The sequence below is a fragment of the Aeromonas sobria genome (assembly GCF_006243315.1).
GTDB lineage: Bacteria > Pseudomonadota > Gammaproteobacteria > Enterobacterales > Aeromonadaceae > Aeromonas > Aeromonas sobria_A.
Window position 1 is genome coordinate 39,364 of the sequence record NZ_NKWE01000078.1, and the last position, 22,286, is coordinate 61,649.

Consider the following 22,286-nt stretch of genomic DNA (forward strand, 5'->3'; position numbering starts at 1 on the left):
CAGCCCCGGGCTAAAGCCAGATCATCCCGACACAGGCGGCCGTCGCCAGCCCCATGCCAAGATTGAAACGTCGCCAACCTCGGGCGGTGCGAATGATTTGCCGCACCTGGGCACCAAAAAGCACCCAGAAAGCCCCGGTGTAGAGGCCGGTAATAAAGAAGATCAGCAGCACCCAGAGCGCAGAGGGCCAGTAGGCCTCTCCCGCCAGGGTGAAACCGCTGATGGCGGAGAGCGCCATCATCCACGCCTTGGGGTTGAGCAGTTGCAGCATGGCACCCTGATGGGCGGGGATCAGCGGTCGGTTGCCCTCGGCCGGGCCGCTGGCGGTCGCCACCTTCCACGCCAGCCAGAGCAGATACGCCGAGCCGATAAGCTTGAGGCCATCGTGCAGCAGCGGCACTTTCTCAAACACCACCCCGAGCCCCAGCGCGGTGGCGAGGATCATCAAGTTGATCCCCCCCACCACCCCCACCAGCAGGGGAATTGTGCGGCGAAAACCCTGCGCCGCGCCGGCGCTGGTGAGCAGCATGTTGTTGGGCCCCGGTGTGCCGCAGGTAACCAAGGCAAACCCCGCCAGGGGCAGTAACCAGTTCAGATCCATCTCAACCTCTTGTTGATGCAAAGCGCCCGTTATGGGGAAAGCCTTCTAATATGCAGAGCCAACCCCGTGGCGACAAGTCAGAAATGGCTCTTTCTTGGCCACCTCGTCCATCAACGCAGCGCGGTTCAATACCAGAGCATCACCACACAGAGCGCCGTCAGCAGGCCAAGGGAGCCATTGAGCCGCCGCCAGCCACGATCCGAGCTGATCCAGTTGCTCAGCTGATGGCCGAACAGCACCCAGACAAAACAGACCGGCAGCGCCACCAGCACAAACATGGTCATCACCGCCAGCTGGCTCGGCCAGTAACTGGCACCGGAGAGGCTGAACAGACTGATGGCGGAGATCCCCATCATCCACGCCTTGGGATTGAGAAACTGAAAACCGAGTCCTTCCAGCATGGTCAGCGGACGAGCGCGCCGGGCCGGATCTCCCGGTGCACCGGCCACCGCGATGCGCCAGGCCAGCAACAGCAAGTAGAGGCTGCCGAAGATCTGCAAACCGAGCCGCAGCAAGGGCCAGCGCTCGAACAGGGGATAGAGCCCCAAGGCCAGTACCAGCTGCAACACTGGCTGACCCACCCCCACCCCGAGCAGATGCGGCAGGGTGCGCCGCACCCCGAAGTTGGCACCGGAGGCGGTCAGCATCAGGTTGTTGGGCCCCGGCGTACCGCAGGTGAGCAGGGCAAAACCGAACAGGGTGACATACCACTCCATCGTCATATTGTGACTCCTTCCTCGCCACATTGTATCGATACAATGTGTGCTACTTGGTTGTGATTGGGATGAAATCCACGCTATATTGGCAGCAACGTTGGATCAATGGATTTATTGTCACCATGACAATCTGGACCCCGGACCTGGCGGCCTTCGATGGCCCCCTCTACCTCAAGCTGGTCAAGGCGATCGAACAGGGGATCGCGAGCGGCGAGCTGCCCGCCCAGACCCGCCTGCCCACCCACAGATCCCTGGCGGATCGGTTGGGCGTCACGGTCGGCACCATCACCCGCGCCTATGGCGAAGCGGAGCGACGCGGCTTGCTGGCGGCCAGAGTGGGCCACGGCACTTGGGTTAAAGGAAACGGGGTTAAGGGCGCCGGTACCGATCCCGCCAATGAGTGGGTGATCCGCAAAGAGGAGGGGCATCGCATCGAGTTGTGGCAGAACCTGCCGGTGCAGCTGGATCGAGCGGCCATCATTCGCCCCCTGTTGGGTGAAGTGGCGGACGGGGATCTCAACGCCCTGCTCGGCTACGACCAGGAGGCGGGACGGCCGGATCAGCGCCAGCAGTTCGTCGACTGGCTGGCAGATCAGGGGGTGACCAGCTGCGAGGAGCGCCTGCTATTCAGCCACGGCGCCCAACACGGCATCATGCTGGCTCTGCTGGCCACTGGTTGCGTGGGGGAGACCATTCTGTGCGAAGGATTAAGCTACCCCGGCATGCTGGGCAACGCCCGCCAGCTGAAGAATCAGGTGGTGGGTCTGGCGATGGACGAGGAAGGATTACTGCCCGATGCACTGGAGGCTGCCTGCCGCACCCGCCGGGCCAAGCTGCTCTACCTCACCCCGACCCTGCAAAACCCCACCACCGCCATCATGAGTCTGGCGCGGCGAGAGGCCATCGTCGCCATCGCCCGTCGCCACGATCTGCTGATCATCGAGGATGACGTCAACGGCCTGCTGCCGGAGCCACACCCAGAGCCGCTGGTCAATCTGGCACCGGAGCGGGTCATCTATCTGGGCAGTCTGGCCAAGATCGCCTGCGGCGGCCTGCGGGTTGGCTTCGTGCTGACGCCCCCCGCCCTGCGCAGCGCCTTCGCCCAGACCATGCGGCTGTCGAGCTGGATGGTAAGCCCGTTGCTGGTTGAGCTGGCCTGCAAGATGGTGAGTCAGCGCCAGATCATGCCGCTGATCCAACAACAGAGAGAGATACTGAAACGCCGTGGCGAACTGCTGCGCCACTTGCTGCCAGCCGCCCGTTGGCAGCCGGGCAGCATGCATGCCTGGCTGCCGCTGCCGGAGCCCTGGCGCAGCCAGCAGTTTGTCGCCGCCGCCGATGCCCTTGACGTCGGGGTGGCTAGCGGAGAACACTTCGCCGCCGGCCAGTTCGCCGCCCCGCAAGGGGTGCGCCTGAGCCTGAGCCAACCTGCCACCGATGCCCGGGTCGGCGAAGGGCTGGCCCGTCTGGCGCAACTGCTGCAGGGGACGCCCCCCAGCAACCCCCTGCTATAGTCAGGGCCACCCGAATTGCCCCTCATTCGCCAAGGAGATGCCATGCCCCCCATCAGAGCCGTCCTGCTGCTTGCCACCCTGCTGCTGGGCGGCTGTGCCTCATCATCGACCCACCAGCAGCTGGGGGCCGCGCTCAATGGGCTGGAGGGGGAGTTGCAACGGCTGGAAGAGGAGTTGGCGGCGATGAACGGCCTGCACTATCAAAAGGCGATCGATGCCCCCCTGAGCCTGCGCCGGGCACTCAGCACACCGCAACCCACCCCCGAGGGGCTGGTGCCGGTAGCCAGCAAGCTGGAAGATGGGCCGCTGCTCAGCTATCGCTACCTGCTGCCAGCGGGCATGGCGACCCTGCCACAGAGCAACCTCTGCCAACGCTACGAGTTCGAGCTGCGCCACCTCGGTCGCCTCGGCAAGCTGGAATTAAGCTGGCAGGGGGAACATGGCCAGGGCTCGCGGTTGATCCGCCAGGCCGACTGCCTCTTTGCGGCGCAGGCCCGCCTGCCGCAATCACAGATGGCAGCCATGACAGATGGCAATAACCGATTGAAATAGCAGCTTATAGTGCCCCCTCCCCCCCCTGCCAGCTACTGTTAACTTTTCACTCATCAAGTACTGGGACTATGTTCCCATTGGGTCTACCATAATCAACTTAATGGTTTGCTCACAGGAAGTGCGCGCATGACGATACTGCTGCTTGAAGAGGCTCCCCTGCTCCGCAGCGCCATCACCCGGCAACTGACCGAACAGGGAGTACCCGCCGACCGGATCCACTACCACAGCCATCCTGGCCACTCCCACAGCGGCCTGCTTGCCCTGCTGCAACAACAGGCGTTCAACGCCATCATCTGCCAGCAGGACAAACAGCAGGGACTGGAGGGGGCGCGCCTGCTGCACGAGGCTCACTACCTCGGCCTGCTGCAACCCGGCTGCGTACTGCTGTTGCTCGATGCCGATCAGAGTGAGCCCGATTTTCTCCCCTCGGATCTCTACTTCTCTCTCTATCTGCCGCTCCCCTTCATCACCCAACAGCTCACCGTCGTGCTCGAGCAACTGGTGAAATTAAGCAGCCTGACTCGTTCCCTGGCCGCCCCCATCCTGCTGCGAGAGTGGCAACTGGCCACCGCCCTGTGCGAAGACCTGCTGTTTCAGCGGGAGCATCGCTCGCTGGCCCCCTGGCTGGATCGGCTCAAGGGCTACCTGCTGCTGCAATCGGCCGAGGGGGTCGCCGCCGCCCAGCACTACGCTCTCTGTGCCAACGAGTATCTGGCGAGCTGGCCACGCGCCGGGTTCTTCTACGCCATGCTGGGGCTGGGCAAATTGCAGAACGCCCAGACCGACTTGCAGCGCCATCAGGCCAAATTGCCTGCCGCCACTCGTCTGGAGCTGCAACTCGCCAGTCAGCTGCACCAGCATCAGTGGCAGACAGCATGGGAAACCATGGGGGAACTGCAGCAGATCCGCCCCCATCAGCCGCGCTGGCATCAACTGGCCATGTTGCTCGGGCTGGTGCAGAAAAATGAGGAGAAAGCGCTGGAGCAGGCCAGCAGCCTGACCCTGCGTCACTTCACCGAACAGCACATCCGGCTCACCATCGACGGCTTTATGCTCAATGCCAGTCTGGCGGTGCTGTGGGGAACCCCGTCCGGCAACCGGCTGCGATCCCTGCAACAGCAGTGGGATCACCTCAAACGGACGACCACGCTGGAACCCCATGAATATGGGCTGCTGCATGCGCTGATGCTGGGGCTGGAGTACCGCTTTGACGAGGCGCTGATCCTGATTGCCCATCACCAGCCGGACGATGCGAGCGACAGCCATCTCGCCTTGCTGCTGGGTTTTGCGGTCAGCCAGTTCTGTGGCCTGCCCCACCACGCCCAGCGCTACCTGACCCAGCTGACTCACTACCGCACCAGAGTGGCGCCCCACCCGCTGACCCGCCAGCTGTTTCATCATCTGGTGACCGAGCTGGGCCAGCGCCTGACGGCGCGAGAACAACGGCTGAGTCAACTGCGCCAGCTGCGCCACAAGGCGATGCAGGCCCGCCAGTATCAGACCGCCCTGCAGGCGGGTTTGCAGCTGCTGGAGGAGTTCCCCGCCCTGCCCGGCGATGCCTGGCACCTGCTGGAGTTGTTGCAACACGGCTGGCCGGCGGGCATGGCCGCACCCAGGGTGGCGCTGCTGGTCGACACCCTGGAGCGACGCCTCAAACACAGCCCCGCGTTTCTCGATCAACATGCCCAGCAGTACCAGCGCACCCTGCATGAAGTCCGCACCCATTTGCAGCCGCACCTCTCCGGCAGCGGCCCCTCATCTCTTATCGAGGGGCGACCCGAGTCGTGATGACGCGGACAGCACCCAGACCGGCTGCGTCAGTGGCGATCTATCAGTTGCGCTCAAATAGAGAGAGGGGAGCCTTGGCTCCCCTCTCTCTATAGTTGGTTCTGTGTCAGCTCGCCGGGCTCAATCCAGCGCGTCACTCGCCAGCGCCACCTTGAGAAAATCCTTCCAGCTGATGATGCCGACCAGCTCGCCGTTCTCCAGCACTGGCAGGCAGGAGACCCCCTTTTCCAGCATCAGCTTGACGCCCTCACGCACCGTAAGATGGGGGCCGATGGTAATGAGCTGACGGCTCATGACCTGGTGAGCCCGCCGGTTGAGGGTCTCGGTATCGCGGCTCATTTCGGCCTCGGAGTCGAGGTAGGGGCTGATGGCGCGGAACAGATCCCGGTCCGAGATGACCCCCACCAATTTATCCTCCTCCAGCACCAGCAGATGACGGAAGTGAGCCTGCTCGAAGATACCTTTGATGACATTGAGTCGATCATCCATAGAAACGGTGGCGACTCGAGTCGTCATAATATCCCTGATATGCATGCTAACCTCCGTGAACTGAACTGGTTTCTCTGTTATGGCATGTTTTTGCAGCGCCAGCCAGTGGCCAGCCCTTTGCTCAAGTGCAAATCATCGCCATTTCACGTAAGAATCAGTAATGGTTACCGGATGGTAGAACCCTGAGTTTACCATGGTGCTTCCGTGGTGTCGTGGCTCTAAGTTATGACCCTATCAGTAGCGCCAGCTATGCCAGCAACAACGCCATGAGCGCCTGTAGGTGTCCCGCAATGGCTTCCCCATGGGTCACCCCTAGCGTGGTCAGCAGGATAGACAGCAGGGCGTACAAAGGCTTTGCTCTGAGAAGGGCCTTAATGACCTCTTTGGTTTTATCTTTGGTGGTGGACATTGGGTTACCTCCTTTGTGTTTACATGAATTAAGGTGATGTTATTACATAACACTTAAAAGAGCCGCCTCTTGCGAAGCGGCAACGTTAAGGGCTATCAATCAGGACTCTACGGTAAATGCCTGAATCAACGGCAAGTTAACCTCAATGGTCTCGCCGCCTTCCTTCTGTGCTTTAACAAAGCCAGCAACCAGCATGTCAGCACAAGCGACCATCTCAAGGGTGGTGCTCTGGGTTGCAGCTTGGCGGGATACGGTGAAGTCAAATACCTTGCCATCTGAGGCTTCGCGAAAGGACACCGCTACATGACGCTTAGGGGCCACCACAATCAGCAGGTCATCAGCATTAGTGGGGTCACCTGCATAGGTGTAGACAGCAGTTCCCAAGAAATCTGACACTGAGCCAGCACCTGAGCGGCGAGCGATACGGTCAACATCACGGTAAGACTGGGCATTCAAGCCAATGATGAAATCACCGATGTGGTTACCAAACTGACGACCCCGAACAAGGGCTTTATCAATCGTATCCTCAATGGCCTCTACCCGCTGGGCGGCAGTCATTGAAGCAGTGATAGCCACCTTATCCTTGACCATGTACTTGGTAGAGTTAGGATTATCTGCAAGGGCCTTCAAGATAGACATGGTGGTGACTTCATCAAGCTGTTCAGCAATAGCCATGATTTCCTGATTCAGGGTCAGCTCAGTAATGACTCCATCAACCTCGGTATCAAAGCGCTCCAACGCCATGCTAATCATCAATGTTTCATCAGCAGGTTTAGACACTACGGTTTCACCTTGGCGGATGGTCAGCTTGCTTGGCATGGTGTTATTGCTGTAGGGGTCTTTCATGTTCACAGTCACGGAACGGCTAGTAAGTGACGGCACCATGATTGCGGGCGGGGTATCCCCTTCACGGTGGAAACGGAAGATGCTTTCCTGACCAGCGTTGAGCTTCCACTCCGTGCCATTCAAGGCGGTCTCAAGGCGTTCTGCCAACATGTTCAGGTAATCGGTGGATGCACCAGAGTTGGTCACATAGAGGTTAGAGCCTTCATTCTGACCTTCGACACGGACACGGTAACGGGCCTCGTTATCACGGTCGATGATGGTGACTCGGTTAGCGGCTTCTTGTACTTGATCTTCGCGGGACGGGATGGGATTCATTGGGTTACGCATAGTGTTTGGTCTCCTTGTGTAATAGTTGTAAGGCTTCGTCTTGCTTCTGGGTGGTTATGGTTCTTCTTTGCGGTAGTCTTGTAAGGCAGACCAGAGCGGCCTACCTTCTTGTTTATGCCTACAGCTCTTGACCTGTAATTGATGGACATTCGCGATAGTGGTTACAAATCAAACATGGCTGTCGGGGCGTAATCGACATCACCACCACGTAACCCTCGCTGATTCACACCACTGCGAAGCTCTGCGGCTTGCTTGAGTCGGTATTTGTGCAATTCCTCTGCTTGACGCTTACGCTCGGCCACTTGTTCCGGTGAGTTGTAATAGGCAAGGCGTTCACGCTCAGCTTGCTCTTTACGAGCTTTCTCGTGGGCCTCTTCCCGCTCAATCAGGTGGTTCTGCACCTTGGGAACTCGGGCGAACTGACCAAGGGGAATCCCTGCGCTTTCCATCCAGTTGACTAGGGTTGGCACTGACCAGTGAAGGGCATCGACAAGCAGAGGTGCTTGGACACACTGAAGGTATTCAAGGGTCATGGTCTGGCCGCACAGGGTTACGGCTTGGGTCTTCTCGTTGAAGGTAATCATTTGGTCACCTCCTTTGCGGCTGCCTCTGCTTTCGCTAATGAGTTCTCTGCGGTAAGTTGGTGTCGAGCAATCACATAGGCTCGCTCTTTGCGACCAGCCTCCTGACCCGTATATTTAATACCTGCATAACCGTTCAGAGTTGCCTCGATTTTATCGGCAGCAGAGAGGGACACTGGGTTATTCTCTGCAATAAGAATCTGTTGCATACGGCGCTGAATTTGAATCTTGGTCAGGAACTTCATTTCTTTGTGAGTGGTTGTGATGTTGGTCATGTGGATGGTTCTCCTATTTGATGATGATGGTTGTTAATTGGTGAAATCTGGATATGACCCTGCCATCCCAACTTAATGGGCGGCCTTATGGGTCTATCGGATTGTTTAAACTTGGGCGTCTATTAGACGGGGGAAACTACCACTGAGGTTTTAACCATACGCCGAACGTATCGAACTCATCAGGATTTTCTTTCATGTATTCCGCAAAGTGCCGCTCATACTGGGCAATGTGTTTAGGATGCTTCGAGTACTTGAGACAACGCCAATTAATAGTCTTACGACTCTGCTCTAGCTTCTTATAGCCCTCGGTTAACACTCGGAAGCCTTCATTGTTTCGGCCTTGGGTATTTACGTATTTGAACAGACCGCCTTTGATAGCACTCGGGCGAACCTTCCAGACATCGGCTTGCTTATCGCGGCTCCACTGCTTAGAGAAGACACCACGCTTGACCATGTATTGAAATGCTAGGTCAGGGTGGTGGATACCAGCAATCCGGCAAGCCTCTCGCCAAGTGATACCGCTCTTGGATAGCTTGCGGTCTAGCTCGTTGGCTTTGGCCTCTTGGGCTTTCTCGAAGATGGCTTCAAGCTGTTCAAGGTAAGTCATGATAAGGACGTTGATTGCCTTGCTCTCGGTAGACGCCAAGACACGGCATTCAAGTTTACCCAAGAGGTAGCACTTACGGGGCTTATTCTGGTCATCAAGATATTCAGATTCAGCGGGCTGAAAATTTAGCTGGCTAAAGCTATCTATCTTCGCTATCAAGTTCTTGTGTTCAAGTTCTACCACCTTCTCGTTGTACTTCTCTCGGAGACCATTAATAATCTCGCAGAGTTGGACTGAGGTAATCGGGAAGTTGACCCCATGGAACGGATTATATTTCTCTAAGGCTTGTTTGTATGCGTTGATTTCATGCTTATTCATATTGGTTGTTTCTCCTATTGTTGATGCCCTCTTGTCAAGCTGCCTCCTGTCCAGCCCTCAGCACCGCAACCTCACGGTAACCGGATAGGCAAGACAAGAAGACACCAACAATAAGCGGCTGAGTGATATTTGATAATGGTCAATGGCAGTAGACCGGAATGGGGTATGCAGAAAGTTTTATCGCTCTCTCTCCCTATGGTCGGGGTTAATTAAAGTGATTGACTACGGTAGATTTATCAGAGTGGGAAACATGATGATAGGTGGGTTCAGGCATCATATTGAGAGAGACCAGCAACGCTAGTGCGTCTAGATTGCACAGGTTCATTAGATGACATTAAGTTTGTTCATTGTTTTACTTATTGTCTACGGAATCTATTCTATTAATATAAGAAGAAGAATCTTTAACCTTAAAGTCAAACAATCAACATCATTAAGACAAACTTAATGTATTAACAAAGACTGGCCTGTAGCCAATGGTCTCTATTAATGCTTTGAAGTCTCCTTCATTACACTGGTCTTGATGCAACCAATGTCATTTGTAATTCAACTATGAAGGGTGCCTGAGGCCCTAAGTCTACGTTAATGGAATCAATCTGACAGCTATGTGTTCCTTCCCCAAGTAGACTTTCGGTCTGCTCTTTCAGGTAGCTGTACGTGGTCACCAGTGCCTTAGCGTTGAGTTAATACTCAAGGGTTCGGTCTGTGTGTAGATTGATGTGTGTGAATAGTGAAGTTAGTGATATGAGGTGGATTGGGATTTCTCTCTCCCTATAGTCGGGGTTAATTAGAACAGGGCAAAAATCATATACAATCATTTAACAAAACAGTAAGCCCAAGGAATACTCTGTGTGTGTGTGGATGGGTGGTTAGATAGGGTGGTGCATTAGCGTTGCGGAACTCGGTGTTCCTGCCCCCCCTATAGTAAGGGTTAATTCAAATTGGGGCATAATCACATACAATCATGTAACAAATCAGCAGGCCCGAGGTTTGAACATACAGATAGGGACACACACGAGGATAGACGCACGCGCCCCAGCACCTCTACTTGTTCCAATGTCTCTTTACGGTCGCCAATGAGATTCCCAGCTTGTCAGACACCTTGCTCTGACTCAGGCCATCCCTCTTAGCTGACTGAACGGCTTCCGTAGTGTCTACCGCAACGGGTCTGCCCAGTGCCTTACCCTCGGCCTTGGCTCGCTGTAGCCCCTCCTGTGTACGCTCTCTGATGCGATTACGCTCGAACTCAGCAAAGGCCCCCATGAGCTGCAACATGAGCTTACCCTCTGGTGACGTTAGGTCGGACACTGGCAAGTCAAGGGAGACCACTTTGATTCCCCTCTCGGTCAGGCTGGTGATGGTGGTCTGCACATCAATGTTATCCCTGCCCAATCTGTCCAACTTCAAGACAACCAAAGTATCACCGCTCTCCATACGCTCTAGCAGCTTCTTGAACTCTGGGCGTGTACTGGCTTGGGTTGACCCCGATATGGTCTCAGTGACGACCCTGTGCTGCTCTACGGTGTAACCACGCTTGGCAATCTCAAGGACTTGGTTCTCCGTGGTCTGCTCAACGGTGGACACTCGGCAATAGGCGAAGGTGCGGCCTTGGGTCATGGTGCTGGTCATGGCGTGTCAGTCTCTCAATGGTGCTACTACGTAGCGGTGTCACAAAGTGGTGTCATAATAGTGACCAGTATCAACTATGGTCAACACCTATTTTGATGACACCAACAAATGACCCTGCTATCTGGTATCACCTAACGGTTGTTTGATGACACCACATAAATGAGAACTCTTCGCGCTCCTGCTTGAAATCTTTAAGACTTGCAAGGCGTAGACCCTGCTGATTCCGCACAGGGACGCGCTAAGTGCATGAACTTTAAGGGTATATGGGGGTATTCCCGCTACCGTTTATCATTACATGGGGTCTCACAAATTTCTGATACTTTTCTAATCAGGTCTCTTAGCGGCTTCAACCAATGGCTCTATCGCCTCGTGCAACTTCAGCCACTCATGCCGCCGAGCATCCAGAGCCCCAGTGATGTATCTCAGCGTCACCTCAGCGCCACCTTGGTTAGCGGCAGCATGGCCCATAAACTGGCTCAGGAGGGCAGGCTCAAGACCAAGGGCACAAAGGGTAGTCGCTGCGGTATGCCGTAGACCGTGAATGGTCAGCCCCTCCCCGTTGCCCATCCTGTAGCTTGCTCGCTCCCGCTTGCTCAGGTTATCGAGACTACTACCACCACAGACCAGAGCGTCCGGCCCTTCCAGCGTCTCAACGTACCCCAAGAAGGCCGACAAATTGAAACCGTTCAGACCATCTACAAGAGGTACAAGGCGGTCTGCGTTCTGTGTCTTGGTGCCTCGTATGTGGATTCCATATCTATCAGAAGCATCGTCTCTCACAATGTCGGACACTTTGACGGCTTCCATTTCTGCCTTACGGCCACCCGTTGCGAGGGATAGCCAGAGCTGCCAGTAAGAGCCCCAGCGTTTAGCCCTGTTCGCCTCGTTGACCCTCGGCCCTGTAGCCTTCTCGGCCAGCTTAGTGGCAACCTCCTGAATAGCTTCAACGGGCCACGCTCGGTCAACCTTGTCGGCGTCATCTTTGAGAGACTTGAAGTTGGACAGATTCTTTAGTGGTCGAGTCCAATCAAAACCCTCGTCTTCACCATACGCGGCCTCTACGTCGGTCAATGCCTGCTTTAGGTGTCGGAACAGCAGGTTGATAGACCCAGCTTTCAAGCCATCATCAATCATCGTCTGACGCACTGTGTCGAGCTGTGACCGCTTCAAGTCAGCAACGAGTACGGACGATAGGCCCAGAGCTTGGAGTCTGCGCTGTGATGTCTCATAGGCCCGACTTGTGCTGGTCTCCCAGTCGTCACGCTTGAGTTCAACAAAGCGGGAATAACATTCATCAATGGTCATGCCTTGAGAGGGGCTTACTACATTGGCTAGCAAAGTATCACTCACCGTCTCGACCCTAGGCAGCTGCGGTACTTGTGGGGTTTCTATGATAGGTGCGATAGGGCCACCCCAAGGGGTAACAGCCTCGTTGACCATATGCAGGAAATCGGCGGGTGTCTCTGGGGTCACGTATCCGCGCTGTGCGCTTCTCTGTTCACACTCAGCGATAACAGCAAGGGCACGGGCTTCACCATAACCACGTTGCAGCAGAAGACGCTGTAGAAGCTCATGCGCTTCCCATTGGGTGGTAACGGTTGAACCGAATGCTTTTATCACTGGGACTACCTTCTGTTTAACGAATTGGCGGAAGCTATTGATGTCTTCATCTGTAGGGATGGCGATACTAACTGACCATGCCTCTCCCGTCAATATTTGGCCATCTAGACGTCCGCAATTACTTCTCAGCCTCACGAATGACTTGCCTGTACTACCTCTTGTAGTGACATCAACGGCTATCCTCGAAACACGTTGAAGACGGCTTTTAGCGGGGTTTATTGCGGTCAAACTGGTCATGATTAGGGAATCCACGTAAGATCCGCGCCAGATTTTCTCCTCCATTTTGAGCAAGCAGACCCTCTCCATGATAGTTGCCAGTCAAATCGAACTGATCCGCGGCGGCCGCAAGCTGCTGGACAACGCATCCGCCACCATTCACCCCGGCCACAAAGTGGGCCTGGTGGGTAAAAATGGCTGTGGCAAGTCCACCTTTTTTGCACTGGTTCGCGGTGAGCTGAGCATCGACAACGGCGCCTTCAGTCTGCCGGTCGGCTGGCAGATTGCCGGTGTCGCCCAGGAAACCCCGGCGCTCGATTGCTCCGCCCTCGACTACGTGATCGACGGTGACAAAGAGTTCCGCATTCTGGAAGGCCAGCTGCAGCAGGCCGAACATGATGACAATGGCCTGCTGGTGGCCGAGCTGCATGGCAAGCTCGATACCATAGGCGCCTACAGCATTCGCGCCCGCGCGGCCGAACTGCTCCATGGTCTGGGTTTTAGCGACGAGCAGCTCGGCTCGCCGGTGCGCAGCTTCTCCGGTGGCTGGCGGATGCGTCTAAACCTCGCCCAGGCGCTGCTTTGCCGATCCGATCTGCTGCTGCTCGATGAACCGACCAACCACCTGGATCTCGATGCGGTGATCTGGCTGGAAAAGTGGCTCAAGGGCTATCAGGGCACGCTGGTCCTTATCTCTCACGACCGCGATTTCCTCGATTCGGTGATCAACCGCATCATCCATATCGAGAACGGCAAGCTCAACGAGTACACCGGCGGCTACTCCGATTTCGAACTGCAGCGCGCCGAACAGCTGGCCCAGCAGCAATCCATGTACGAGAAGCAGCAGCGGGAGATGACCCACATGCAGGCCTATGTAGATCGCTTCCGCTACAAGGCCTCCAAGGCTCGTCAGGCCCAGAGCCGCCTCAAAGCGATGGAGCGGATGGAGAAAATCCTGCCCGCCCACGCCGACTCCGAATTCAGCTTCGAGTTTCGCCAGCCGTCAGCCCTGCCGACCCCGCTGATCGCCATGGAGAACCTGTGCGCCGGTTACGGTGACAAGGTCATTCTGGAGAAGATCAAAATGAACCTGGTACCGGGTTCACGGATCGGTCTGCTCGGTCGCAACGGCGCCGGTAAATCCACCTTCATCAAGATGCTGTCGGGCTCCAACCCGCCGCTGTCGGGCAAGCTGGAGGTGAGCGCCGGGGTCAGCATCGGCTACTTCGCCCAGCATCAGCTGGAGACCCTGCGCCTTGACGATACCCCCCTCGATCATCTGGCCCGCCTCGCGCCGGACAAATCCGAGCAGGAGCTGCGCAACTATCTGGGCAGCTTCGGCTTTCACGGCGACAAGGCCCTCGACAAGGTGGCCCCCTTCTCCGGCGGCGAAAAAGCGCGGCTGGTGCTGGCTCTCGTCACCTGGCAAAAACCGAACCTGTTGCTGCTGGATGAACCGACCAACCACCTGGATCTGGAGATGCGCCACGCCCTGACCATGGCGTTGCAAGGCTTCGAAGGGGCCATGGTGGTGGTGTCGCACGACCGTCACCTGCTGCGTACCACCACCGATGACTTCTATCTGGTGCACGGTGGCCGGGTCGAGCCGTTCGATGGCGATCTCGACGACTACCACAAGTGGCTCGGTGAGCAGGAGAAAGAGGCCAACGCCAAACCGGCTGATGGCCCGGTCTCCGCCAACTCGGCGGTGGCACGCAAGGATCAGAAACGACTTGAAGCCCAGTTCCGCCAGCAGACCCGCCCGCTGCGTCAAAAGCTGGAGAAGCTCGAAGCGAGCATGGCGAAGCTGCAAGACAAGCTTGGCGACATCGAGAGCCAGCTGGCCGATCCTGCCATCTATGAAGAGAGCGCCAAGAACCGGCTCTCCGAGCTGCTCAAATCCCAAGGCCCTCTCAAAGAGCAGCTGGAAGAGGTAGAGCTGGAGTGGATGAGCCTCTCAGAGGAGCTGGAAACCATGGAGCAGGCCTTCTTTGCATGACCAACAGCTGATAGCAAGCGAGCGGATCGCGGTACACGAGTTACCGACGCCGCTGGGCTTCTGGCACTGGAGCGGCAAGGTCTATGGTGAGCGCAGTCAGGATTGGCTCACCGTGCAGGCGCAGGGGGGCAACGTCAATCTGGCGCTGCTGCTGCACCGGCTCGATCAGCTCGGCATCGTGGTCGATCTGACCGACCTGCAACCGGCGCTGGTGCAGACCGAAGCTGTGCTGACCCCGTGGCGCGCCCTGCGCCAGAGCGCCAAGGCGCGGGTCGATGCGCAGGAGTACCAAACCATGCTGGCCCACGAGCTGGAGCTGGAACGACTGCAGCAAGGGGTCTTGCTGCAGTCCCTGCGCAGCCTCTCCCTGTATCGCGGCAACAGCCGCAATTTGTTGAACTATCTATCGTTATTGGGTGCCCAACAGGGGCCCCTCAGAGACCTAATATGCTGAGCTACCGCCACGCCTTTCACGCCGGCAACCATGCCGACGTGCTGAAACACGCCGTTCAGGCCCTGATCATCGAATCCCTCAAGAAGAAGGATAAACCCTTCATCGTGCTGGATACCCATGCCGGTGGCGGTCTCTACGACCTGCGCGGCGACTGGTCCCAGAAGAAGGCCGAGTATGCCGACGGCATCGGCCGCCTGTGGGATGAGCGGGCCCAGTGGTCTGCCATGGCCCCCTATCTCGGCGTCATCGAAGAGATGAACCCCGGTCAAGAAGGAGACGGCGGCGAGCTGCACTACTACCCGGGCTCCCCCGAGCTGTCACGCCGCCTCACCCGCGAGCAGGACAAGCTGGCACTGATGGAGCTGCATAACAACGAGGTGGACGATCTGCGCGCCAACATGGGCTATGACCCCCGCGTGGCCGTGCACCACCGTGACGGCTTCGAGGGGCTGATCGCCCTGCTGCCGCCGACCCCGCGCCGCGGGCTGGTGCTGATCGATCCGCCCTACGAGCTGAAGGAAGATTACTTCGCCGTGGTCGATACCCTGACAAAGGCGCAGAAACGCTGGGCGACCGGCATCTACGCCCTCTGGTATCCGATCCTCGGGCAAGAGGCGGACAAATCCCGCGACATGCTGCGCGCCATCAAGCGGGAAAACTTCGGCAACGTCTTGGTGGCCGAGCTGGAAGTGGCCGGTCAGACCGCCGACTGGGGCATGAACGGCTCAGGGATGCTGATCATCAGCCCCCCCTGGATGCTGGACGAGCAGATCGAGGCCTTCCTCAAACCGCTGTGCGCCAAGCTGGCCCAGGGTGCCGGCGCCCAGTACAAGGTGGAGTGGCTCAATAAAGCGGAAGCCTGAGCTGCCTGAAACCTTAAGCCTGACTAAAAAGAGAAGCCCCGTGTTGGGGCTTCTCTGTTTTTGCGCACCGTGCTTTTTGCACTGCACCAGGGTTCGACGCCAGTACCAGTGGCAGCAACGGGCTCTCTCAGGCATAGGGATGAACATGACGGATCGGTGAGGCACGAGCTTGATAGGTTTTCTCTATGCCCACAATAGATGAGAATAGTTTTCATTTAGTCTCATTCTAGCGGATACTCATCTCATCAACAGAGGGAGCCGCCATCATGAAAAAAACCATCAGCTTTGCCATCCTGCACTTTATCGTTGCCTTTACCGTGGCCTACCTGCTGACCGGTGAGCTGCTGACCGCCAGCCTGATCGCCCTGATCGAGCCCGCCGTCAACACGGTCGCCTTCTACTTTCATGACCTTGGCTGGCACAAGTTCAAGCCAAACCACAGCCTGCAAGCCAAGACCAGCAGCTTCGCACTGGTGCACTTCAGCATCGCCTTCGGGGTTGCCTTCCTGCTGAGCGGCGAGCTGCTCACCGGCGGCGTGATGGCGACGATCGAACCGGCCATCAACACCGTGGTCTTCTTCTTCCACGAGCGGCTGTGGCGTAGCCGCCAGCAACTGGCGCTGGCCTAAGCAACTGCGGCAAACCAAGCAACTGCGCCTAACCAAGCAACTGGATAACTCGCCCCTCGGCCCCGGCGTTACCCGCACAAAAAACCCGACATTCCGGCAAGGAAGGTCGGGTTTTTCACATCAGCAGAAACCGTTGGCGGGATGCATCAATCTATGCCCCCATCAGCGCCTATCAGGCTTTCTTGCAGAGTGGATCCACGATATAGGCGCTCTGATCAAACTTCTGCCAGGCACCGGTGCCGACACCATCGACCACCAGAATGGAGACAACGCCGAAATCGATAAAGATCCCGAGCAGGGTGGTGGCGTCAAACGACTTGGAGACCGGGATACTCACCGAGTAGCAGTCGGCACGCTTGACCGTGATGATGTAGTTCTCTTTCTTCTTGAACGAGGTGATCACATTGCCATGGCCCAGTAGCATATCGTTGACGTAAATCTCCGCATCCGGATCCTGACTGCGGATAGAAACCTGCTGGCTGGTGCCATTGAACATGGCGGCGCAACCGGACAGCGTGATGGCCAACAAGGCCCCCATCAAAAACCTGAACATATTTTTAGCCTGCTTGTTATAAACAAAAGCTGGCAATCTAGCACGTCACTTGAGGCGGAGCGAAAGCGCAATGCCACCCACTGGGGAAAAGAAAATTAGGACACCCACCTTTTTGAGCTGGCTGCAACACAAATGGCTAGCAATGCAATGATGGGGAGCGAGTCAGAGGCGAGGCTATCAACAGAGGCTGCGGTCTGCATTGGCTTTCAGCATCGCTTTTTCAAACAGAACCATACCCGGCATCAGGCGATATACCGAGGTTGGATATGTTACGGGGCGTTAATGATTCACAGGGATGGTTGATGACATCGTCGCTGGCCACAATGTCGGGCGAACTGCTGGCAATGATCCCTGTCCCCCACTACTCGGATACCTTGTCGCCTAAACAACATCACCTGTTTCAACCAGCGCACCTCATCCAACCCCAGCCGTTGCAGGATCGGGGCAAGGTGTGCCGAAATATGACCACGCTTGCCTGCCCGAATGGCGCGACCGGTCCAGTCTACCAGCGTCAGATAATCAGCAAAGGCATAGGGCAGGCCATCAGGTTTACCTTGACTGGCAAACGGCAGCAATAACGGTGGCAACGCATCGGTAGTCGGAGGCTGGTTGAGGCGCTGTTTGATGCTGGTGTAATCACTCAATTCAAGCCGGTCGGCCAGCGCCGCCCTTATCGGGTTGAGATCAACGTAAGCCATGCAGGCCAGCAAGGCAGAGCCCGTGAGCAAGGCCTGACTTTTGAAGCGACCCTCCCAAAAGTGGCCCTTGCAGTTATCTTCCCTATTGGCTTGCCGCGCCAAATTTTCATTTAGCAACCTCACAAACCAGCTGATGGAGTGCAGTCGCTCACGCCACTCCGCTATCAGTTGCTGCACCACAGCCAATTCGGGTTCAATCAGGGATTCCCCCTGATACCAGCGCCGTACCAGCAGCGGCCATTGAAACAGGGCAACCCAGCGTTCGGCTACCTCCCGTTCACTCCAGCTGGCAGCCGTATCCGGCTCAACCTTGAGCACCAGATGATAGTGATTACTCATTACTGAATAGGCACAGACGCCAATAGCAAACAACCGTGACAACTGGCCCAGTTTGTCGACCACCCACTGCCTCCGGTGTTCGTAACTCTGGCCAGAATGGGCATCTTCACCACACAAGAAGGCCCGCCGCACACAGCGACTGACCACATGGTAGTAATGGGTATCTTGCAGGCTGATTTGGCGTGAACGAGCGATGGTCATGGCGCACTCCTCGACGGGCTACCTATCAAGTGAAGCTGCATGCTACGCTGCTGTCAAAGTGGTGGGTGTCCAACATTTTGCGTTACCCGCACAAAAAACCCGACATTCCGGCAAGGAAGGTCGGGTTTTTCACATCAGCAAAAACCGTTGGCGGGATGCATCAACCGATGCCCCCATCAGTGCCTATCAGGCTTTCTTGCAGAGTGGATCCACGATATAGGCGCTCTGATCAAACTTCTGCCAGGCACCGGTGCCGACACCATCGACCACCAGAATGGAGACAACGCCGAAATCGATAAAGATCCCGAGCAGGGTGGTGGCGTCAAACGACTTGGAGACCGGGATGCTCACCGAGTAGCAGTCGGCGCGCTTGACCGTGATGGTGTAGTTCTCTTTCTTCTTGAACGAGGTGATCACATTGCCATGGCCCAGCAGCATATCGTTGACGTAAATCTCCGCATCCGGATCCTGACTGCGGATAGAAACCTGTTGGCTGGTGCCATTGAACATGGCGGCGCAACCGGACAGCGTGATGGCCAACAAGGCCCCCATCAAAAACCTGAACATATTTTTAGCCTGCTTGTTATGAACAAAAGTCGGCAATCTAGCACGTCACTTGAGGCTGAGCGAAAGCGCAATGCCACCCACTGGGGCGTTCGCTCAAAATAGCGACGCCTCCGCTCTGTTGTTAACCCGTTATTGTCTCATCAAATAACAAATGTCTCAGCGCCCGAGTGAGCTATGCCACAACCGGTGCCACCCCTGCAAAAAGCGCTCGGCACCTCTGCTGCATTGCCCTGTAGAGTGTGCTGTAGTAGGCAGCGCCCCCTCTTTTTGCTGGAATCTATGATGAACAAGACCTTGCTTGCCACCCTGCTGTTTGCCCCTCTGCTGGCCACTGCGGCGACCCCCTCCTTTGACTGCGGCAAAGCAGCCGGGGCGGTCGAAACCCTGATCTGCAAGGATGCCGGACTGGCAGCCCTTGATAACGAATTGGCGGTCCTCTATCCCAAGGCGATTGCTGCGATCTCTCCCGAGCAGCTCAAGACCGAGCGCGCCATGCAGCGTGGCTGGATCAAGGGGCGCAACGACTGCTGGAAGGGGCAGGATCTGCGCCAGTGCGTGGAAGATAACTACCAGCTGCGGATCACCGAGCTGCAGATCAGCGGCGGCCAGCTGATGGTGCCAACCCCGGTCAACTACCAGTGCGGCAAGGCGGTCACCCTCTCCACCTACTTCTATAACGATGCCAAGCTACCCGCCGCGGTGATCAACCTGAGCGAGGGCGACAAGCAGCAGCAAGTGCTCGCCTATGAAGCCCCCAGCGCCAGCGGCGCCCGTTATGAAGGGCAAAACCTCACCTTCTTCACCAAGGGAGACGAAGCCACGCTGGAGCGTTACGACCAGCCAACCCTCACCTGCATGGAAAATCCGACCAAGGGGTGAATCTGATACGGAGCGGCACTGCCGCTCCGCTTCTTTGAAAAAGCAAACATCGAAAGCGGCGAGCAACAGTAAACCGCGCCTTCTACATCACGCCCTGCCAACCCTTCACCTTCCCGCGCAAGACCCGCACCATCCCACCAACTGGCGATCAAACGGCCTTACTCATTAATTTATTGATCTTGCTCAGGAATCCGCCATCTCCCCCTTTCCCTCAGCCTGCCCGCCAGTAATATAGCCAATTGGCAACACACGCCTCGTCGGAGTCTCCCCATGAGCCATGCCAGCCATTACCCGTTGGTAAAAAGCAGCAGACTGGAGGCTGAAATTCAGGGGCGGTAGCCATGCCACATCTTGCCCGACCTCTTTTTGTCAAAGCCAGGCAACCGGCAAGCCGGTGATCCACTCACAATATCCAAATCAAGGTGGTGTATGGAAACACAAACCCTGCATCGTGGTCGACTGATCGACCATATCCAGCTGGTGGTAAAAGATCTGGCCGCCAGCCAGCGTTTTTACACCGCCACTCTGGCCGCCCTCGATATTCCGCTGGGCGGCACAGGTGATGGCTACTTCTGGGCAGACGAACTGTTTGTTACCGCCATCGACAGCCCCGCCGCGCTGGGAGTACTGACCGGTCGCCACCATCTCGCCTTTCAGGCGCAAGACCGCGCCATGGTGGATCGCGTTTATCAGGCAGCACTGGCCAATGGCGGTAAAGACAACGGCGCCCCCGGCGAGCGTAATTATCACCCCGGCTATTACGCCGCCTTTGTCCTCGATCCGGACGGCAATAATATCGAAGCGGTTTATCACGGTGAGGCAAAGCGCAGTGCTGGGTCGTTGGTGATTTGGATTTAACAAGAGGTGGAACAACGGTAATATGAACTCAGCAATAAATCACTAGGTGGCTACATCTTGCTAATAATGGTGGTATTATAACTTCCTTCTTAAAGTTCTTTTACATGGCTAAAGTAAAAGCAAAAATATAATTTAAAGCGAATATATCAAGTTAAATTGACAGGTTTGTTATAAACAATTTTCCGGAACATTGATAAAGGAACAAGTATTATACATAAGGCTCGACTATCGAATTATCACCTCTTTATGTCTAATCACTGTTATGCATAACATAAGGAATAATCATGACAATAATGAACATAAAAACAGAACTAGAAAATTTGAAGAAAGACTTTTCTGAACTAATGGACTTATTTGATAATTCACATGCGAATGTTTCTCTGATATCTGAAAAATATTCTGAGATCAAAGTTAGAGTAAATGAGAGACTCATCTTTCTGGAAAAAGAAGAAAAATCTAACACATTAAATAGATATGAGATTTGTTTTTTACTACCAGCTATCAGAGAGGTGAGTCTGCACTGTACAGCTAGAATTGGCTCACAAAACATCGAACAGTTGAGTTCTTCTATTTATGACGGTGAAGACTATTGCTCTTACTGGCTGACGGAGCTAGATGCATAAAATATTCGAGATGAATTGTCAACGACCAGCCCTTTAAACCTCGATAGTTATGGCTACAGTTATTGTGTTTGAGTTTAGTTTTAATGCGTTACCAAAGTTAGCATTAGATTAAACTCAAAGAATCAGTATGGAGATCCGCGATGAAATACGAAGAAATTGCTAAAATATGCGAAGAGCTTAGCTACCGAGATAAGTTCAGGCTTGCCCAACTTTTAATTCAATTAGCAAGAAAGCAGGAAGAAGAAGAGTACCCAGTGCAAAGGAAGCCTGAAGAATCAGCCTGCGAAATTAACAACATAACCTATGTCGCTGAGCGCTTGCTGAAACTAAAGCCTGCAAAGAAAAGTACCCTTCTCAACTCCATCGGTGCAATGTTTCAATTCCAGGGTGGAATATCCGATGTAGATAAAGAGAGAATTGCTATAGAACTTCAAAATAAAAATATAATTACCATCACAGAAACAGGCAAGGTTTTGTATCCTACATAATGTGAAAAATTACTCCTTTAATAATAGGTTCAAACAATTTCTGCGCTCACAGGAACCTTCAACTTTCAATGCAATGCCCCATCTATTGAACGCAGAATCATGTATACTCAAGGAATATATATTTTGCCAACAATCACTGAAATAAAAGAAGAAGCGACTAAATTCAGAGGTTTAATTGAGAGGTGTGATAAGAAAAATACAAAGCTAGTAATTGAATGCTTTCCCATTATGAGTTGTAAATTATCTTCTATGCTTTTAGCCTATCATATTCTCTTGTTATGGCCAAACCTAGAGATAAAAGGCATAAGTGCAGCCACAGGAAAAAATAACCACATAACTCATTATTGGCTAGAAATTAATGATATTGCTATTGACATAACTGGTGATCAATACAATATCATTAGTGAAAAAGAATTAAATAAAAAAATTATAACAAATCGTCCATTTGAGGTTGTACATGTTTCCCATAAAGGTGACAGCTATCTGTATGATCTATTCAATATTATAGAAAGCGAACCTCTAGTATATGGATTTCCTACAATTGGGGAAGATTTTATTGAAGATATGTCACTTGGTTACAGTCAGCTCATTTATCAGGCAACGAGTGAAAATAACAAACTGGAATTAGGCCCGTAGCACCTAGGTTCGAT

Annotated in this window: 25 protein-coding genes; 12 read left to right on the plus strand and 13 right to left on the minus strand. The window is 55.1% G+C overall.

Annotated features, from left to right (window positions below; all coding sequences use genetic code 11):
• Nucleotides 1-10: 10 nt before the first annotated feature.
• A complete protein-coding gene (locus CF137_RS20930) occupies nucleotides 11-601 on the minus strand; it encodes a LysE family translocator (RefSeq protein ID WP_101348108.1) in 591 nt (196 codons plus the stop codon).
• A gap of 125 nt (nucleotides 602-726) precedes the next feature.
• On the minus strand, nucleotides 727-1,323 hold the full coding sequence (locus CF137_RS20935; RefSeq protein WP_139721425.1) for a LysE family translocator: 597 nt from the start codon (nucleotides 1,321-1,323) through the stop codon (nucleotides 727-729).
• Between the two features lie 116 nt (nucleotides 1,324-1,439).
• Between CF137_RS20935 and CF137_RS20940 the strand changes: the two genes are divergently transcribed.
• The 3 genes from CF137_RS20940 (at nucleotide 1,440) to CF137_RS20950 (ending at nucleotide 5,171) form a co-directional block, all read left to right on the plus strand.
• On the plus strand, nucleotides 1,440-2,831 hold the full coding sequence (locus CF137_RS20940) for an aminotransferase-like domain-containing protein (protein ID WP_139721427.1): 1,392 nt from the start codon (nucleotides 1,440-1,442) through the stop codon (nucleotides 2,829-2,831).
• 42 nt (nucleotides 2,832-2,873) lie between these two features.
• Nucleotides 2,874-3,383: a hypothetical protein gene (locus tag CF137_RS20945; protein WP_139721430.1), complete on the plus strand. Its 510-nt coding sequence runs from the start codon at nucleotides 2,874-2,876 to the stop codon at nucleotides 3,381-3,383.
• Nucleotides 3,384-3,509: 126 nt separating this feature from the next.
• Nucleotides 3,510-5,171, plus strand: coding sequence for a hypothetical protein (locus tag CF137_RS20950; RefSeq protein ID WP_139721432.1), 1,662 nt, complete (start codon nucleotides 3,510-3,512; stop codon nucleotides 5,169-5,171).
• 120 nt (nucleotides 5,172-5,291) lie between these two features.
• On the opposite strand, the gene CF137_RS20955 is transcribed toward CF137_RS20950, so the two are convergent.
• From CF137_RS20955 to CF137_RS20985, 8 genes are all read right to left on the minus strand, one after another.
• Entirely contained in the window at nucleotides 5,292-5,705 is a 414-nt protein-coding gene (locus CF137_RS20955) for a CBS domain-containing protein (RefSeq protein WP_139721434.1), read from the minus strand.
• 202 nt (nucleotides 5,706-5,907) lie between these two features.
• Entirely contained in the window at nucleotides 5,908-6,069 is a 162-nt protein-coding gene (locus tag CF137_RS22025) for a hypothetical protein (RefSeq protein ID WP_162515666.1), read from the minus strand.
• Between the two features lie 99 nt (nucleotides 6,070-6,168).
• The gene (locus CF137_RS20960) at nucleotides 6,169-7,242 is read right to left on the minus strand and encodes a hypothetical protein (RefSeq protein ID WP_139721436.1); all 1,074 of its coding nucleotides are present in this window, start codon (nucleotides 7,240-7,242) and stop codon (nucleotides 6,169-6,171) included.
• Nucleotides 7,243-7,403: 161 nt separating this feature from the next.
• Entirely contained in the window at nucleotides 7,404-7,826 is a 423-nt protein-coding gene (locus CF137_RS20965; RefSeq protein WP_139721438.1) for a hypothetical protein, read from the minus strand.
• On the minus strand, nucleotides 7,823-8,098 hold the full coding sequence (locus CF137_RS20970) for a hypothetical protein (protein WP_204787389.1): 276 nt from the start codon (nucleotides 8,096-8,098) through the stop codon (nucleotides 7,823-7,825). Before CF137_RS20970 ends, CF137_RS20965 begins: the two co-directional genes overlap by 4 nt.
• A 136-nt stretch (nucleotides 8,099-8,234) precedes the next feature.
• The gene (locus CF137_RS22205; protein ID WP_204787390.1) at nucleotides 8,235-9,023 is read right to left on the minus strand and encodes a hypothetical protein; all 789 of its coding nucleotides are present in this window, start codon (nucleotides 9,021-9,023) and stop codon (nucleotides 8,235-8,237) included.
• A 1,041-nt stretch (nucleotides 9,024-10,064) separates the two neighbouring features.
• Complete coding sequence (locus tag CF137_RS20980; protein WP_240038586.1) at nucleotides 10,065-10,649, minus strand: recombinase family protein; 585 nt, start codon at nucleotides 10,647-10,649, stop codon at nucleotides 10,065-10,067.
• A gap of 324 nt (nucleotides 10,650-10,973) precedes the next feature.
• The gene (locus CF137_RS20985; protein ID WP_162516000.1) at nucleotides 10,974-12,506 is read right to left on the minus strand and encodes a tyrosine-type recombinase/integrase; all 1,533 of its coding nucleotides are present in this window, start codon (nucleotides 12,504-12,506) and stop codon (nucleotides 10,974-10,976) included.
• Between the two features lie 67 nt (nucleotides 12,507-12,573).
• On the opposite strand from CF137_RS20985, the gene CF137_RS20990 reads away from it, so the two are divergent.
• From CF137_RS20990 to CF137_RS21005, 4 genes are all read left to right on the plus strand, one after another.
• On the plus strand, nucleotides 12,574-14,484 hold the full coding sequence (locus CF137_RS20990) for an ABC transporter ATP-binding protein (protein WP_139721442.1): 1,911 nt from the start codon (nucleotides 12,574-12,576) through the stop codon (nucleotides 14,482-14,484).
• Nucleotides 14,477-14,938, plus strand: a complete 462-nt coding sequence (locus CF137_RS20995) for a DUF2390 domain-containing protein (protein WP_162516001.1) — start codon at nucleotides 14,477-14,479, stop codon at nucleotides 14,936-14,938. The genes CF137_RS20990 and CF137_RS20995 overlap by 8 nt, the downstream gene beginning before the upstream one ends.
• Nucleotides 14,932-15,801, plus strand: a complete 870-nt coding sequence (locus tag CF137_RS21000) for a 23S rRNA (adenine(2030)-N(6))-methyltransferase RlmJ (protein ID WP_139721444.1) — start codon at nucleotides 14,932-14,934, stop codon at nucleotides 15,799-15,801. Before CF137_RS20995 ends, CF137_RS21000 begins: the two co-directional genes overlap by 7 nt.
• A gap of 266 nt (nucleotides 15,802-16,067) precedes the next feature.
• Complete coding sequence (locus tag CF137_RS21005) at nucleotides 16,068-16,430, plus strand: DUF2061 domain-containing protein (protein WP_101325762.1); 363 nt, start codon at nucleotides 16,068-16,070, stop codon at nucleotides 16,428-16,430.
• A gap of 172 nt (nucleotides 16,431-16,602) precedes the next feature.
• Here CF137_RS21005 and CF137_RS21010 read toward each other — a convergent pair whose 3' ends face one another.
• The 3 genes from CF137_RS21010 to CF137_RS21020 form a co-directional block, all read right to left on the minus strand.
• Nucleotides 16,603-16,983: a hypothetical protein gene (locus tag CF137_RS21010; RefSeq protein ID WP_139721446.1), complete on the minus strand. Its 381-nt coding sequence runs from the start codon at nucleotides 16,981-16,983 to the stop codon at nucleotides 16,603-16,605.
• A gap of 287 nt (nucleotides 16,984-17,270) precedes the next feature.
• Nucleotides 17,271-18,221, minus strand: a complete 951-nt coding sequence (locus CF137_RS21015) for a transposase (protein WP_139721448.1) — start codon at nucleotides 18,219-18,221, stop codon at nucleotides 17,271-17,273.
• Nucleotides 18,222-18,407: 186 nt separating this feature from the next.
• The gene (locus CF137_RS21020; protein WP_139721450.1) at nucleotides 18,408-18,788 is read right to left on the minus strand and encodes a hypothetical protein; all 381 of its coding nucleotides are present in this window, start codon (nucleotides 18,786-18,788) and stop codon (nucleotides 18,408-18,410) included.
• 282 nt (nucleotides 18,789-19,070) lie between these two features.
• On the opposite strand from CF137_RS21020, the gene CF137_RS21025 reads away from it, so the two are divergent.
• The 5 genes from CF137_RS21025 (at nucleotide 19,071) to CF137_RS21045 (ending at nucleotide 22,272) form a co-directional block, all read left to right on the plus strand.
• Nucleotides 19,071-19,667, plus strand: a complete 597-nt coding sequence (locus CF137_RS21025; protein ID WP_139721490.1) for an MliC family protein — start codon at nucleotides 19,071-19,073, stop codon at nucleotides 19,665-19,667.
• A gap of 429 nt (nucleotides 19,668-20,096) precedes the next feature.
• On the plus strand, nucleotides 20,097-20,525 hold the full coding sequence (locus CF137_RS21030; RefSeq protein ID WP_139721452.1) for a VOC family protein: 429 nt from the start codon (nucleotides 20,097-20,099) through the stop codon (nucleotides 20,523-20,525).
• A gap of 284 nt (nucleotides 20,526-20,809) precedes the next feature.
• On the plus strand, nucleotides 20,810-21,148 hold the full coding sequence (locus CF137_RS21035; RefSeq protein WP_139721454.1) for a hypothetical protein: 339 nt from the start codon (nucleotides 20,810-20,812) through the stop codon (nucleotides 21,146-21,148).
• A gap of 140 nt (nucleotides 21,149-21,288) precedes the next feature.
• Complete coding sequence (locus tag CF137_RS21040) at nucleotides 21,289-21,636, plus strand: hypothetical protein (RefSeq protein ID WP_139721456.1); 348 nt, start codon at nucleotides 21,289-21,291, stop codon at nucleotides 21,634-21,636.
• Nucleotides 21,637-21,735: 99 nt separating this feature from the next.
• Nucleotides 21,736-22,272, plus strand: coding sequence for a hypothetical protein (locus CF137_RS21045; protein ID WP_204787391.1), 537 nt, complete (start codon nucleotides 21,736-21,738; stop codon nucleotides 22,270-22,272).
• Nucleotides 22,273-22,286: the final 14 nt, after the last annotated feature.

Excerpts from the sequence above, each read along its gene's own strand:
- CF137_RS21030 (WP_139721452.1), top strand. The coding sequence starts at position 20,097 with ATGGAAACACAAACCCTGCATCGTGGTCGACTGATCGACCATATCCAG.
- CF137_RS21025 (WP_139721490.1), top strand. The coding sequence starts at position 19,071 with ATGAACAAGACCTTGCTTGCCACCCTGCTGTTTGCCCCTCTGCTGGCC.
- CF137_RS21045 (WP_204787391.1), top strand. The coding sequence starts at position 21,736 with ATGTATACTCAAGGAATATATATTTTGCCAACAATCACTGAAATAAAA.
- CF137_RS21035 (WP_139721454.1), top strand. The coding sequence starts at position 20,810 with ATGACAATAATGAACATAAAAACAGAACTAGAAAATTTGAAGAAAGAC.
- CF137_RS21000 (WP_139721444.1), top strand. The coding sequence starts at position 14,932 with ATGCTGAGCTACCGCCACGCCTTTCACGCCGGCAACCATGCCGACGTG.
- CF137_RS21010 (WP_139721446.1), bottom strand. The coding sequence starts at position 16,983 with ATGTTCAGGTTTTTGATGGGGGCCTTGTTGGCCATCACGCTGTCCGGT.
- CF137_RS20980 (WP_240038586.1), bottom strand. The coding sequence starts at position 10,649 with ATGACCAGCACCATGACCCAAGGCCGCACCTTCGCCTATTGCCGAGTG.
- CF137_RS21040 (WP_139721456.1), top strand. The coding sequence starts at position 21,289 with ATGAAATACGAAGAAATTGCTAAAATATGCGAAGAGCTTAGCTACCGA.
- CF137_RS20990 (WP_139721442.1), top strand. The coding sequence starts at position 12,574 with ATGATAGTTGCCAGTCAAATCGAACTGATCCGCGGCGGCCGCAAGCTG.
- CF137_RS22205 (WP_204787390.1), bottom strand. The coding sequence starts at position 9,023 with ATGAATAAGCATGAAATCAACGCATACAAACAAGCCTTAGAGAAATAT.
- CF137_RS21015 (WP_139721448.1), bottom strand. The coding sequence starts at position 18,221 with ATGACCATCGCTCGTTCACGCCAAATCAGCCTGCAAGATACCCATTAC.
- CF137_RS20935 (WP_139721425.1), bottom strand. The coding sequence starts at position 1,323 with ATGACGATGGAGTGGTATGTCACCCTGTTCGGTTTTGCCCTGCTCACC.
- CF137_RS21005 (WP_101325762.1), top strand. The coding sequence starts at position 16,068 with ATGAAAAAAACCATCAGCTTTGCCATCCTGCACTTTATCGTTGCCTTT.
- CF137_RS21020 (WP_139721450.1), bottom strand. The coding sequence starts at position 18,788 with ATGTTCAGGTTTTTGATGGGGGCCTTGTTGGCCATCACGCTGTCCGGT.
- CF137_RS20940 (WP_139721427.1), top strand. The coding sequence starts at position 1,440 with ATGACAATCTGGACCCCGGACCTGGCGGCCTTCGATGGCCCCCTCTAC.
- CF137_RS20955 (WP_139721434.1), bottom strand. The coding sequence starts at position 5,705 with ATGCATATCAGGGATATTATGACGACTCGAGTCGCCACCGTTTCTATG.
- CF137_RS20970 (WP_204787389.1), bottom strand. The coding sequence starts at position 8,098 with ATGACCAACATCACAACCACTCACAAAGAAATGAAGTTCCTGACCAAG.
- CF137_RS20950 (WP_139721432.1), top strand. The coding sequence starts at position 3,510 with ATGACGATACTGCTGCTTGAAGAGGCTCCCCTGCTCCGCAGCGCCATC.
- CF137_RS20965 (WP_139721438.1), bottom strand. The coding sequence starts at position 7,826 with ATGATTACCTTCAACGAGAAGACCCAAGCCGTAACCCTGTGCGGCCAG.
- CF137_RS20930 (WP_101348108.1), bottom strand. The coding sequence starts at position 601 with ATGGATCTGAACTGGTTACTGCCCCTGGCGGGGTTTGCCTTGGTTACC.
- CF137_RS22025 (WP_162515666.1), bottom strand. The coding sequence starts at position 6,069 with ATGTCCACCACCAAAGATAAAACCAAAGAGGTCATTAAGGCCCTTCTC.
- CF137_RS20960 (WP_139721436.1), bottom strand. The coding sequence starts at position 7,242 with ATGCGTAACCCAATGAATCCCATCCCGTCCCGCGAAGATCAAGTACAA.
- CF137_RS20985 (WP_162516000.1), bottom strand. The coding sequence starts at position 12,506 with ATGACCAGTTTGACCGCAATAAACCCCGCTAAAAGCCGTCTTCAACGT.
- CF137_RS20945 (WP_139721430.1), top strand. The coding sequence starts at position 2,874 with ATGCCCCCCATCAGAGCCGTCCTGCTGCTTGCCACCCTGCTGCTGGGC.